The sequence below is a fragment of the Streptomyces sp. NPDC096205 genome (genome assembly GCF_044763135.1).
Classification (GTDB): domain Bacteria; phylum Actinomycetota; class Actinomycetes; order Streptomycetales; family Streptomycetaceae; genus Streptomyces.
This window is the reverse complement of sequence record NZ_JBIWFS010000005.1, coordinates 277338-290575: the sequence shown is the minus strand read 5'-3', so window position 1 is coordinate 290575 and position 13238 is coordinate 277338. Positions and strand designations below refer to the sequence as shown.

12 protein-coding genes are annotated in these 13238 nt (G+C 72.3%); 11 read left to right on the top strand and 1 reads right to left on the bottom strand.

Going from position 1 to position 13238, the window contains the following annotated elements; genetic code table 11:
* Positions 1-18: 18 nt before the first annotated feature.
* From ACIQ6Y_RS20530 to ACIQ6Y_RS20480, 11 genes are all read left to right on the top strand, one after another.
* On the top strand, positions 19-654 hold the full coding sequence (locus tag ACIQ6Y_RS20530) for a TetR family transcriptional regulator (protein WP_404040754.1): 636 nt from the start codon (positions 19-21) through the stop codon (positions 652-654).
* Positions 655-674: 20 nt separating this feature from the next.
* On the top strand, positions 675-1886 hold the full coding sequence (locus ACIQ6Y_RS20525) for an acyltransferase family protein (RefSeq protein ID WP_404040752.1): 1212 nt from the start codon (positions 675-677) through the stop codon (positions 1884-1886).
* Between the two features lie 742 nt (positions 1887-2628).
* Positions 2629-4092 carry a radical SAM protein gene (locus ACIQ6Y_RS20520; protein ID WP_404040749.1) on the top strand — a complete coding sequence of 488 codons (1464 nt, stop codon included), beginning with the start codon at positions 2629-2631 and terminating at the stop codon, positions 4090-4092.
* A 108-nt stretch (positions 4093-4200) separates the two neighbouring features.
* The gene (locus ACIQ6Y_RS20515) at positions 4201-6060 is read left to right on the top strand and encodes a carbamoyltransferase C-terminal domain-containing protein (protein ID WP_404040747.1); all 1860 of its coding nucleotides are present in this window, start codon (positions 4201-4203) and stop codon (positions 6058-6060) included.
* 40 nt (positions 6061-6100) lie between these two features.
* Complete coding sequence (locus ACIQ6Y_RS20510) at positions 6101-7018, top strand: phytanoyl-CoA dioxygenase family protein (RefSeq protein WP_404040744.1); 918 nt, start codon at positions 6101-6103, stop codon at positions 7016-7018.
* Complete coding sequence (locus tag ACIQ6Y_RS20505) at positions 7011-8294, top strand: MFS transporter (RefSeq protein ID WP_404040742.1); 1284 nt, start codon at positions 7011-7013, stop codon at positions 8292-8294. The genes ACIQ6Y_RS20510 and ACIQ6Y_RS20505 overlap by 8 nt, the downstream gene beginning before the upstream one ends.
* 3 nt (positions 8295-8297) lie before the next feature.
* A complete protein-coding gene (locus ACIQ6Y_RS20500; RefSeq protein ID WP_404040740.1) occupies positions 8298-9233 on the top strand; it encodes an NAD(P)/FAD-dependent oxidoreductase in 936 nt (311 codons plus the stop codon).
* A 43-nt stretch (positions 9234-9276) separates the two neighbouring features.
* Positions 9277-10194: an Inducer of phenazine A gene (locus ACIQ6Y_RS20495; protein WP_404040737.1), complete on the top strand. Its 918-nt coding sequence runs from the start codon at positions 9277-9279 to the stop codon at positions 10192-10194.
* A 10-nt stretch (positions 10195-10204) separates the two neighbouring features.
* Positions 10205-10441, top strand: coding sequence for a hypothetical protein (locus ACIQ6Y_RS20490; protein ID WP_404040735.1), 237 nt, complete (start codon positions 10205-10207; stop codon positions 10439-10441).
* Position 10442: 1 nt separating this feature from the next.
* Positions 10443-12311 carry a carbamoyltransferase gene (locus ACIQ6Y_RS20485; protein WP_404040732.1) on the top strand — a complete coding sequence of 623 codons (1869 nt, stop codon included), beginning with the start codon at positions 10443-10445 and terminating at the stop codon, positions 12309-12311.
* The gene (locus ACIQ6Y_RS20480; RefSeq protein WP_404040730.1) at positions 12289-12489 is read left to right on the top strand and encodes a hypothetical protein; all 201 of its coding nucleotides are present in this window, start codon (positions 12289-12291) and stop codon (positions 12487-12489) included. The genes ACIQ6Y_RS20485 and ACIQ6Y_RS20480 overlap by 23 nt, the downstream gene beginning before the upstream one ends.
* 23 nt (positions 12490-12512) lie before the next feature.
* Here the strand turns inward: ACIQ6Y_RS20480 and ACIQ6Y_RS20475 are convergent, their stop codons facing one another.
* Positions 12513-13139, bottom strand: a complete 627-nt coding sequence (locus ACIQ6Y_RS20475) for a class I SAM-dependent methyltransferase (protein ID WP_404040727.1) — start codon at positions 13137-13139, stop codon at positions 12513-12515.
* Between the last annotated feature and the right edge of the window lie 99 nt (positions 13140-13238).

Sequence of the window (13238 nt, the reverse complement as noted above, 5' to 3'; positions counted from 1 at the left end):
GGGCGGGCGGTGCGCGATGTGGCACGTTCGGACGAGGCGGCGACGGACCCCGCCTCCAGGCCGTCACTCGGCGAACGGCGCAGGACCGCGCTGCGCCTGGACATCGCCCGGGAGGCCGTCCGCCTCTTCACCTCACAGGGCGTCACCGGTACGACGGGCGACCAGATCGCGCAGGCCGTCGGCATCTCCACGCGCACCCTGTGGCGGCACTTTCCCAGCAAAGAAGGGTGTGTACGGCCTTTGCTGACGGCGGGCCTCGACGTCGCCGTCGACGCACTGCGCCACTGGCCGCGCGAGACTCCGCTGCTGCGGTTCCTCACCGATGCCTGTCGGCACGGCACCCTGCCCACCGCCGACCCCGCGGTCCTCGACCTCATCCGCATGACCCGCACCGAGCCCTCGCTGCGCGCCGTATGGCTCCAGGCGCACGACGACGCCCTGCCCGTCCTCGCCGGCCTCCTCGCCGAGCGCTCCGGTGCCGACGTCGGCGACCTGCGGGTGAGGGTGCACGCGGCCACCCTCAACGGTGCCCTGCGTGCGGCGGCCGAGGACTTCGCCCTGCGCTGCGCGGAGGAGCCCGGTGCTTCGGACGGCGAACTCGCCTCGTGCCTGCACGCCGCGCTGCGCGCGGCCGCGGAGGGCCTGCCCTACTGACACCCTTACGCTAAGCGTTCATGCGACCACTGTCCGCGTCCACCGTGAACGGTCCCGCGCGGCTGGGCTGGCTGGACGCCCTGCGGGGCATCGCGGCACTCGTCGTCGCCTTCGACCACTCCTCGTACGTCTTCATGGCGGAGTTCAGGCGGCAGCTGCTGCCGGAGTTCAGCCTCAGCCGGTACGGCATCATGGTGTTCTTCCTCGTGAGCGGCTACATCATCCCCGCGTCGCTGCAACGTCACGGCTGCGTCCGGACGTTCTGGATCGTTCGGGTCTTCCGCATCTACCCGCTGTGGGCGGCGGTCGTGGCCGTCAGCCTCCTGCTGGGCCTGTGCGGTGTCGCGGAGATACGGGACCTCGGGGCGCAGAGCGGCGGGGCGTTGGCCGTCGCCCACCTCACCATGCTCCAGGAACTGCTCGGGACGCCCAGTGTCCTGCTGGTCCTGTGGACGCTTTCCTACGAGATGGCCTTCTACCTGCTGGTCGTCGCCCTGTTCACCGTCCGGGTGCAGCAGCCCGCGGCGGTCGCCGTCACCCTGGCCGTGCTGGGGGCTGTCAGTACGACGGCCGGGGTGGTGCTCCAGGATTCCGCCCTGTCGGGCGTCACCGGGACCGGCCCGCTGATCGCATGCGGTGCGACCGCCATGGTGGTCGCCGTCTGCTGTGCGAGCGCCGCATCACGCGGACTTCGCGTGTTCGGGGGAGTGCTGGGCGGGGTTCTGGCGCTCGTCCTGGTGTTCAACGGCACGGTCCCTTTGTGGGAGGGCCTGATGATCCTCGCCGTGATGTTCCTCGGCACGGCCGTCCACCGGGCCGAGCACGGCCAGAGCACCTGGTGGCGCGCAGCGGGCACAGCGATCGTGGTGGTCGGCTGCGCCGTATGGAGTGCCTACCGGTACGGCGACGGGGACCTGTTCACGCGGCGCGGCTGGATCCTGGCGTTCCTGCTGGCCGTGCTCACCTTCGGCATCGGTCTGATGTTGCGCCGTCGGCGTCCGCCGAGGCTGCTGACCGGGCTGGGAGTGATCAGCTACTCCGTCTACCTGGTTCACCCGGTCCTGCTGGCGGTGATCGGCGGCACGATCGCCCGGCGGTGGCAGGAGAACCTCGCGCTGGAAGCAGCGTTCTTCGCCGTGCTGCTGCCCGTATGCCTCCTGACGTACCGTTACATCGAAGCTCCGAGCCACGCATGGGGCCGCATGCTGGGCCGCCGTGTTCAGCCCCCGTGAGAGGCCGGAAATAACCCCGCTGACATAATCGTGCTCTCGCACGCTTGATCAAAGCGTGAGTGGACAGATGTATGCGGCATGTAGGAAGTCGCGTGGCGGATATCGAATGATCGAAAAGGCCGGCCGACCGCGTGAGAAACAGTCAATCCACCCTGGCCGGTTCGCGTCTTCATAGGCCTCTTCGTCTTCTGCTTCAGTAAGGCGCATTGTGTGCCGTACCCACTGAGGAGGGCCATATGGCCGAAGTCAGGAAGGTCGTCCGTCCCGTCAGCGCGTCGTCCCCCCGTCCGTGCGCGTTCGTGTCGCCGGACAAGGGCAACGCCCCGACGATCACGCCCGCGCGTCAGCAGGTGGAGACCGTCTCGTCCTCCGCTGAGCAGCGGAAAGAGTGTGAGCCGGCCTAAGGGCTGAGCCACCCCGGGGCCCGCCCGTCGGCTGGGCCCCGGTGCCGTCGCGCGCCGGGCCGCGAGCTGTGAGCGAACCGCCCCCGCGGCCGTGCCGCCGGTGCGCGCCTTTCCCGACCTCCCCGACGCCGTCGTCGCGCTGCACCGCGTCGTGCCGTGCGCCCGTGGCCGCGTCGTCGGTCGCGCCGGAATTCGTGCCCCGCAGGGAGAAGGCTTCAGCCATGCAGAATTCGATGTACCAGTCCTCGCGCTACGTCCGCACTCTGCGTGCCGCGAACGATCAGGATTTCAGCTCATTCGGGGGTCGGCTCGACGCATATGCGGGCGACGAACGAACCATGGCCTTTCATTCACTCTTCGGAAATGCGCGGCTGATCGACCGGGACATCGTGGAACTGCTCCGGGAGGCCGCCGAGGGCATCAGCTGGGAGCGGCTGCGCGCACGCGTGGACGAGGACTCGCTGCGCGACCTCGTGGAGTCCCGCTTCCTGGTCGAGGCCGGGCACGACGAGGCCAGGGAGATCGACACCCTGCTGGAGAGCCGGCGCGACGTGCTCGGCAGCGGCGTGTTCCACTCCTCCATCCAGCTCGTCCTCACCAACGCCTGCAACTTCTCCTGTCAGGGCTGTTTCGCCTACAACTTCGACGGCGGCGTGGAGGAGCGCAACACCTCCGGCGAGTCGGTGAAACCCGGACCGGTCCTCGTCGAACTGCGCCGCTCGCGCGACGACGTCCCCGGCCGCGCGGACTCCGGCCCCACCCTCGCCCGGGGCGACTGGAACCACGGCTCGGACGAGAGCCGCAACCCCTCGATGCACATGTCGCGGGAGGTCGCCGAGAAGACCGTCAAGGAGGCCATCGCGTTACGCAAGGCCAACGGCGGAGGCCATCTGACCGTGTCGTTCTTCGGCGGCGAGCCCACCCTGGCGCGGGGCACCATCCTGCACGTCCTGCGCACCTTCGGCGACCGCCACGACGGGGTCACCCTCTCCTACGACCTGACCAGCAACGGCTCCCGCATCGACGACGAACTGCTGGCGGCGCTCGCCGAGCACCACGTCGACACCACCGTCTCCATCGACTACCTGGTCCCGGAGACCGGCGAGTTCCGCGGCGGCCAGCAGCAGCGCACCCCCTGGGCGGTGGTCCGCAAGGCGATCCTCGACATGAAGGCCGCGGGGGTCCCGGTCAGCATCACCTCCGTGCTCTCCCAGTACACCTGGGACAAGTGGGGCACCCCGCTCATCGACTTCGTCGCCGAGGCCGGCCTGGACGCCCTGGACGTCATCGTGTCCTTCCAGGCCAAGGAGTTCTTCCAGCAGCACAGTCCGCACGACGTGGCACAGCGGCTGCTGGCAGCCGTGGACTACGGACGCGAGCGCGGCGTCCAGCTGAGCGGCTACTGGTACCAGACCTTCCTGATGATCATCGACGAGGCCAAGTGGGCCGAGCAGGCCGACTACAAGACCTGCCCGGCGGTCGGCCGTCAGCTGTCCATCGAGCCCAACGGCAGCGTCTTCGCCTGCAAGGCCACCGCACGCAAGCTGGGCTCCATCGACGACTGGCGCGGCATCTTCACCTCCCCCGCCTACCAGGACTACGGCATGCGCGCCTACACCAACGGCCCCGGCTGCCAGGGCTGTGAGCTCCAGGGCACCTGCTCGGGCGGGTCCGCCGGCGCGCTGGAGGAGGAGAACGGCTCGATCCAGGTGATGTCGCCCGGCTACTGCGCCTACATGCGCGAGGTGGTGCAGGGCCTGCTGGAGCGCCACCACGCCTGCAGTCTCGCCACCCTGACCTGACCCCGGCCCCGACGAACTCCGTGACGGGCCGCCGCGCGCGCGGCGGCCCGCCGATCCACGACCCGGCTCCCGCGACCCAGGTCCGGGCCAGGAAGGGCGACTGGTTCCATGGCAACGATCGGAATGCACTTCGGCCACGATGCCGGGGCGGCGCTCACCGACGCGAGCGGCTACCGGGTGATCGAGGCGGAGCGCCGACTGGGCCTGCGCCATGTGTGCGGCGGCAACGGCGCCTTCCCGGCGGCCGCCGCCCAGTGGCTGAGCGAGCTGCGGGAGCGGGCGGCGAGCCCGGTCACGCGGATCGCCGTGGCCGACTGGTACACGCCGAGATGCCAGGTGCTGCCGCCCGCGCTGGTCGAGCTGGTCAACGGCGACGCCCGCTGGGCCGCCCCCGGCGGCACCGGCCTGGCCGAGGCCGTGACCCGGGTGATCAAGCCGCTGGACTGGCCGCTGGCCCAGGGCCTCGGCGACATCACCCTGACCGCGGTGCGCCACCACTACGCGCACGCCGCCCTCGCGTACTACACCTCCGGCGCGCGCAAGGCCCTGGTGCTGGCCCTGGACGGGACGGGCAACTACGCCGAGTGCGGCATGGTCTGCCTCGGCGACGGCGACCAGCTCACCCCGGTGATGTCCTTCGACAACCGCGGCGGCCCGCGCTTCGGCCTGGTCTTCGAGGCGCTGGCCCGGCGCGTCCACGGCAGCCAGTTCGACACCGGCAAACTGCTCGGGCTGACGGCCACCGGGGACACCGACGGCGCCCTGCTGCCGGTGCTGCGCGTCATGCTCGTACCCCAGGCCACCCGGCGTGCCGCCCCGGACCTGTACGAGGTGCTGGCCGAGGACCTGCTCGCCGGGACCGCGCTGCGCTACGGCGACACCTGGTGGGAGTACGACCCGGTGAGCGGCGGGTATCTGGACGCCGGTCTCGCGGACTCCTCGGACGACGACGTCGTGCACTCCTTCAGCTCGGTGTTCCCCGACGAGATCCGCGCGGCGGACGGCCGTACCGTCCTGGTCGGCGGCTCTCCCGACGACCGGGTCTGTCGGAATCTGGCGGCCACCCTGCAGAGCGCCGTGGAAGGCGACCTGGTCCGGCTGGTCACTGGCATCAGCCGCCGGTTCCCCAGCTACGCCACGCTCTGCTACGCGGGCGGCTGCGCGCTGAACATCACCGCCAACGCCCGCCTGGCCGAGTCCGGCCAGATCACCCGGGTGTCCGTCCCGACCTGCTGCGACGACTCGGGGATCGCACTGGGCGCGGCGCTGGCCGTCGCCGACCCGGCCGACCGCCCGGCGCTGCTGGGCCGCACGCGCTGGGCGCCCCTGGCCTACGCCGGACCACCGCTGACGGGCCTGGAGGCGCTGGACGCCGACAGCACCATCCCGGCCGGACCCGGGCGATCCACGCAACGCGCCGCCGACGACGAGGAGTTCGTCGAGCGCGTCGCCGACCTGCTCGCCGACCGGAAGTGCGTGGCCTGGCTCGAGGGCGGCCTGGAGACCGGGCCGCGGGCCCTCGGCCACCGGTCGCTGCTGGTCTCCGCCCACTGGAGCGGGGCGCGCCGGTACGTCTCCGAGACGATCAAGCAGCGCGAGTGGTTCCGGCCGGTCGCGCCGATCTGCCCGGAGGAACTGGCCGACAAGTACTTCACCGGACCCCTGGACCACGCCGAGACCATGCTGTTCGCGGTGCGGGTACGGCCCGACCGTGCCCGGCAGCTCGCCGAGGCGCGGCACATCGACGGCACCGCCCGGCTGCAGACCGTACGGCCCGATGTCCAGCCCCTGCTGCACCGGCTGTGCCATGCGGTCGCCACGCGCACCGGCCTGCCGGTACTGATCAACACGAGCGCCAACGGGGGCGGCCGCCCCATCCTCAACCGCCTCGACGAGGCACTGGAGTTGCTCACCGGCACCGAGCTGGACGCCGTGGCGCTGCCCGAACACCGCCTGATCGTCGAGTGACAAACCGCCCGCCCCCAGCATCAGGACCTGGAGAGAGCTTGTGGCCGTCGTTCAACTGCGTGACATCGACAAGACCCAGCCGCTGCGCGTGCTGTCCCCCGCGGACTGGGAACAGTGGACCACCCAGGGGTATGTGATCGTCCGTCAGGCGGTGCCGCGGGAGACCGTGGCCGCCCTCGTCGAGGGTCTGTGCGCGTTCCTGGACATGCGCCTTGCGGACCCCTCCTCGTGGACCTCACCGCACACGGGCAACGACCGGCTGCCGGGCCACAGCGGTCTGGTCGAGATGTACAACCACCAGGCGCAGTGGGACGTCCGGCAGACCCCGCGGATCCACGGCGCTTTCGCGGACATCTGGGACCGCCCCGACCTGTGGGTCACCATCGACTTCGCCAACGTCAACCCACCCAACACAGGGCCGCGCGCCTTCGACGGGTTCATCCACTGGGACGTGGACACCTCCACCGACCCGCTGCCGGTGAGCTGTCAGGCGGTGCTCTCGCTCACCGACGGCGACGAGGAGATCGGCGGCTTCCAGTGCGTGCCGGAGATCTTCACCGAGTGGGAGAAGTGGCTGAGCGAACAGCCCGCCGACCGGGACCCGTACGCACCCGACATCACCGGCTACTCGATCACCATGCCCCGGGTCGCACCCGGTGACCTGATCATCTTCAACAGCCTGCTGCCGCACGGGGTGCACCCGAACCTCTCGCAGGACCGCGTGCGCATGGCGCAGTACCTGACGATGGCACCCGCCTGGGAGGAGCACGCCGAACTGCGCGAGAGCCGGGTGCGGTTCTGGCGGGACCGGATTCCGCCGCATCCCCCGGAGGGCGGCGTACGCAAGGACGAGGCGCTGCTGTGGGGCCCGGCGCGGCTGAGCCCACTGGGCGAGCGGCTGCTGGGCCTGCGCCGGTGGTCGGACGACGGCGGGTCGGAAGGGAACGCTGTTGACTGACACCACCCGGCCCGCGGCCGGACCCGACCGGCGCACGGACCTGGGCCGTCCGTTCCGCCGGCTGTGGGCCTCCACCGCCGCCTCCAACGCGGGCGACGGCATCACCCGCACCCTGCTGCCGCTGCTGGTCGTGGCGCACCATCCCGACCCGGCGGCGGTCGCCGGGCTGACCACCGTCAACATGCTGCCCTGGCTGCTGTTCGCGCTGCCCGCGGGCGTCCTGGTGGACCGCGTGGACCGGCGCCTGATCGTGCTCGGCAGCAACGTGGTGCGCGCCGCCGCCCTGCTCGGCGCGGCCCTGGTGCTGGCCGACGACCGCCCCCTGGCCCTGCTGTACGCGCTCGCGTTCGTGCTGGGCGTCGCGGAGACCCTCGCCGACACGGCGGCGCCCGCGATGCTGCCGCGGCTGGTGGACGAGCGGCAACTGGAGCGCGCCAACGGGCGGCTGTCGGCGACGCAGACGGTGCTCAACGAGATGGCCGGGCCGCCCCTGGCGGGCCTCCTCGTCGGGCTGGCCTCCGCGGCGGCACTGGCGGCCGGCGGGACGATGTACGCGCTGGCCGCACTGCCGCTCCTCGGCCTCGCCCCGCTCGCCCGCGCCGGCCGCCCAGAAGGCCCGAGCGGAGTGCGCGGCGGGGTGCTGCGCGACATCCGGGCGGGCCTCGGGTTCGTCCTCGGCCACCGCACCCTGCGGCTCACCCTCGCGGCGAGCGCGCTGTACGGGCTGGTGTTCTCGGCCACGTTCTCCATGCTGGTGCTGCTGAGCGACCGCGCCCTCGGGCTGGACGGCACCGGGTACGGTCTGCTGCTCGCCGCGGGTTCGGTGGGCGCCGTCGCGGGCAGCTGGCTGGCACCCAGGGCCGCCGACCGGCTGACCACCGTACGACTGGCCCGATGGTCCCTGGTGGCGTCCGGGGCCTTGTACGCCGTGCTGGGGCTGGTGCGGCAGCCGGTGCTCGCCGCACTCGTGCTGGCCGTGAACGGCGTCTTCATGATGGGCTGGAACATCCCCGTGATGTCGCTGCGCCAGCGGCTCACCCCGGAAGAGCTCCAGGGCCGCGTGATGAGCGTGTCCCGGCTGTGCTCCTGGGGGTCCATGCCGGTCGGCGCCACCCTCGGCGGTCTGCTCGCCGCCGCCCTGTCCGTGCCCGCCGTCTTCGTGGTGTGCGGAACCGTCCTCGCCCTCGGCGCGCTGCTGCTGCTCGCGCCGCTGCGCGAGGACCCCGCTCCGCCCGCCGGCACCTGTCCGCACGACGACCTTCTCGACAAGGGGTGACCTTTGGACACGCAGCTCTACGACACCGTGATCGTCGGCGGCGGCCCGGCCGGCCTCAACGGCGCCCTGTACCTGGGCCGTTCGCGCCGCCGGGTGCTGCTGATCGACTCGGGGGACGCCCGCAACATGGCGGCCGGGGTCATGCACAACGTGCTCACCAACGACGGGGCGTCCATCGCGGACTTCCGTGCCCGTGCTCGCGCCCAACTCGCCAACTACGACGTGGCGTTCCGCGACGACGAGGTGGTGTCGGCCGAGCCCGACGGCGACCGGGTGGTCATCACCACCAAGGAGTCCGGCACCTTCCACGCCCGCACCCTGCTGTACGCGGCCGGGGTGCGCTCGGTGCTGCCCCCGGTCCGGGGCCTCGCGGAACTGTGGGGCAGGTCGGTGTTCGAGTGCCCGTACTGCCACGCCTGGGAGGTGCGCGAGCGCAGCTTCGCCGTGTACGGCGGCAACGAGCCCAGCGAGTGCCTGGCGGCGACCCTGACGGTGTGGTCGGACGAGATCACGTACCTCTCCGACGGGCGCAGGCTCCCGCAGGACGAACGAGAACGGCTCGTCGCGGCGGGCGTGCCCGTCATAACCGAGGGGGTCAGGGAGCTGAAGCCGCATCCGGAGGGGGTCGAGATCGTCTTCGAGGACGGCCGGATCGGGCGGTACGGCGCCCTGTTCCTGCACCTGGAGATCGAGCCCCGGCTGGCCCCGCTGCGCCCCTGGCTGCACGCCCCGGACCTGGTGTCGGTGCAGACCGACGACCGCGGCCGCACCAGCCTGGCCCGGCTGTACGTGGCGGGCGACCTCGGCCGGAACATGCAGCAGGCCGCGATGGCCGCCGCCAGCGGCGGGCTGGCGGGCATGGCCATCAACGCCGACCTCATCCGGGAGGACCGCCCCGGCTCCCTGCCCGAGCCGCCGCCCCCGGCACCGGCCCGCTGAGCGCTCGCCGTCCGACCCATCCACGCCACGGGAGACCCTCGCGATGACCTCGCCCCGCGCCGAGTTCGCCCCGCACATGGAGCACTACACCTTCGTCCTGGAGGACCAGCCCTATCTGGGGTACTTCCAGTACGGCAACGAGAAGACCCCTGTCTCCACGACCGACCGGCACGGCTTCCGGGTGACGCCCGGCCCGGCCGGGCAGCGGGCCACGGTCGGCGACGACCGCCCCGAGGGCCCGGCGCGGGTGCTCGCGGGCAGCTCCGCGGTCTTCGGCGTGGGCGCCACCGGCGACGCCGCCACCATCTCCGCACGGCTGTGGAACGCCCACGCAGCCCGGCTGCCCTGGCTGAACATGTCCGGGCAGAGCCACAACTCGGCCCAGGAACTACTGCTGTTCACCCTCTTCCTGCACGAGCTTCCGCCCGTCGAGGACATCGTGCTGCTGTCCGGCGTCAACAACCTGGTGCTCAGCCGGCTGCCGCAGGAGAAGCAGGGCCGGCACGGCGCGTTCTTCGACTGCGGACCCGCCCCCGACGTCGTACCACCGCCGGACCAACGGGTCGCACACGCGAGTGAACTGACGCTACGTCACCTCAGAGCGTGGAAGGTCCTCGCGGACGGTATCGGTGCCCGGCTGACCTTCGTGCTGCAGCCGCTCGCGCCTTGGGTGCGCGAAGTGCCGCTGCTGCGCGAGCAGTTGCTCTTCGACGAGCTGGACGAGGTGTCCAACTTCCGGCGGTTCCACAACGACATCTCCACCATGGCGGTGGGCCGCGCCTACGCGGACCGGCTGGCGGCCGGGTGCGCCGGTCTGGAGGTGCCGTTCCTGGACATGAACGTGGCCCTGGGCGAGGTGGCCGGGCCCGAGGACTGGCTGTTCATCGACCGGGTGCACTGCACCGACCTGGGCTACGACCTCGTCGCCCGGCAACTGGCGGACCGTCTCGACCTGGTGTGAGGAGCCGTTGATGCCCGAAGCCCCGCACGACGCGGCCCACGACGACCGCGGTCAGGCGCCCGTGTCGGCGGTGCGCCGCCTGGCCTCCCGGCTGCGCCGGGCGCACCGGCGAGGCCCCGCCACCGCTGCCCCGCCCGCCGACACGCCGCCTGCCGACCCGCCGTCCGCCGACCCGCCGCCCGCCGACCCGCCGTCCGGTCTGCGCCCGCAGTCCGAGGGCGACGCCTCCGTCTACCCCCTGTTCTGAGATGGCGCGTTCACCCGATGCCGCTGGTCCGAACGGCCCGGTTCTGGGCATCTCCGCCTACTACCACGACAGCGCCGCCGCCGTGGTGGCCGACGGTGTCCCCATAGCGGCGGCGCAGGAGGAGCGGTTCACCCGCCGCCGGCACGACGCGGGCTTTCCCGCCCACGCCGTGACCGCCTGTCTGCGCGAGGCCGGGCTGCGCCCGGACGAGCTTGCGGCGGTGGCCTTCTACGAGGACCCGGCCCTGAAGTTCCGCCGGGTGCTCGCGACTTGGCTGGCCACCGCCCCGCGCGGATTCCCGGTGTTCCGCCGGGCCTGGCCCGAGTGGGCCGGCTGGAAGCGGCGCGCCCTGGACGACGTACATGCGCGGCTGGCGGAACTGGCGCCCGGACGGCCGCTTCCTCCGGTGGTCGCGCACCGGCACCACGCCTCGCACGCGGCGTCGGCGTTCTTCCCGAGTCCCTACGCGTCGGCGGCGGTGCTGTGCGTGGACGGCGTGGGGGAGTGGGAGACCACCACGCTCTGGCACGGCAGGGGCACCGAGCTGGTCCCGCTCGCACACCTGCGGTTCCCGCACTCGCTGGGCATGCTGTACTCGGCGTTCACGTACTACTGCGGCTTCAAGGTCGACTCGGGCGAGTACAAGCTGATGGGCCTCGCGCCCTACGGCGTGCCGCGGTACGCGCCGCTCGTCCGGGAGCGGCTGATCGACGTCAAGCCGGACGGCTCGTTCCGGCTCGATCTGCGGTACTTCACCTACCAGTACGGGCGGACCATGGTCGGCCGGGCCTTCGAGGAGCTGTTCGGCGGACCGCGCCGCATCCCCGAAAGCCCGCTCACCCAGCGGGAGTTCGACCTGGCGGCGTCGGTGCAGCAGGTCACGGAAGAGGTGCTGCGACGGCTGGCCCGTACGGTGCTGGAGCGCACCGGGGAACGCCGGCTGTGCCTGGCGGGCGGGGTGGCGCTGAACTGCGTCGCCAACGGGCGCCTCCTGGCGGACGGGGTGTGCGACGAGCTGTGGGTGCAGCCCGCGGCCGGGGACGCCGGCGGGGCGCTCGGCGCGGCCCTCGCCGAGTCGCACCGCCGGGGAGCGCCCCGCGCCCATGTGGACAGAGGCTCGGACGCGATGGCCGGCGCCCTGCTCGGACCCGCCTGCTCCGACCGGGAGATCGAGGACTTCCTGGCCGAGGTCGGCTGTCCGGCCGTACGGCTGCCGGAGCGGGAGCTGGTGGAACGCGTCGCGGCGGAGCTGGCGGCGGGCCGGGTGGTGGCCTGGTGCCAGGGGCGGATGGAGTTCGGGCCGCGGGCGCTCGGCAACCGGTCGATCCTCGCGGACCCGCGCGATCCGGCGATGCAGTCCACGCTCAACCTGAAGACCAAGTTCCGGGAGTCCTTCCGGCCGTTCGCGCCCGCGGTGCTCGCCGAGGACGCCAAGGACTGGTTCGACCTGCCGCAGGAGAGCCCGTACATGCTGCTGACCGCGCAGGTCGCCGCGGCGCGACGGCGGGAGCCCGGGCCCGCGGACGAGGGTGCGGCGGGCCTGGACCTGCTGCGGGTGCCGCGCTCCACGATCCCGGCGGTCACCCATGTCGACGGCTCCGCGCGCGTGCAGACCGTGACGGCCGAGCACCATCCGCGCTTTCACGCGCTGCTCACCGCGTTCCGGGAGCGGACGGGCTGTCCGGTGCTGGTGAACACGTCGTTCAATGTGCGCGGGGAGCCGATCGTGCGGGACGCCCGGGAGGCGTACGCGTGTTTCATGCGCACCCGGATCGATCTGCTCGTCCTCGGCGACTTCCTCCTGGACAAGCGGGACCAGCCCGAGTGGCGGGAGGAGGGCGACTGGCGTGCCGCGATCCCGATGGACTGAGAGGCCTCGTCAACTGGCGCTCGCCGCGCTGTACTTCGCGGTGGTCACCCCGGTCGGACTGGTTGTCCGGACGGTCCGCGATCCGCTGCGCCGCTCGTGGGACGCGCGCCGGCCCACCTATCTGGAGCCGGGCGAGCCGTCCGAGCCGTCCGAGCGTACCGACGGCCGTACGCGCTGACCGGCGGGTCAGGGGCTGGCGGGTCAGCGTCCGGCGGGACTGCTCGCCACGGTGACGGAGACCCGACGCGTGCCGAGGTCGAGGATGCGGGAGGCGGCCCCGGTGAAACCGCATGCCGTCGCCCAGGCACTCGCGTCCTCGGCGGTGCGGGGGAGCGGCACATCGGGGGCGACGTGCCGGGCGAAGAGTTCCGAGGGGCGGAAGTGGGTCGCCAGCGGCAGGGTGTAGCCCACCTTGCCGCCCGGGCGCAGGGCGCGCATCCAGTCCTGCGGTGCCCGACGGCCGAGAAAGTGCAGCGAGGAGGCGCAGAGCACGACGTCGAGAGAGTGATCGGGCACGGGAAGTGGCACGGCGTCGGCGACCCGCCAGTCGATCGCGGTGTCCGGGACCAGTCCGGCGGCGCGGCGACGGCCCGTGACGATCATGCCGGGCGACAGGTCGACGGCCAGGACGGCCGGCGCGGTGACCGGCCGTTGCCGGGCCAGCTCCAGAGCGACGGCACCCGCGCCGCACGCCACATCGGCGACCCTCCGCGCGGCACCTGGCTCCACCCAGGCGATCAGGGCCCGCGCGATCTCCTCGTGATGCCCGTGGTCGTAGCTTCCGGCCAACTCGTCGAAAGCCCCGGCCAGAATTGCGCTCTTGCTCACGGGGCCGATCGTAGCCGGGCCGGGCGATGCGTTCGGCGGTGGACCGGGCCGGGCACCACGAGGGGTCGATGTCCGCCGGCTGCCGGGTAGCGACCGGAT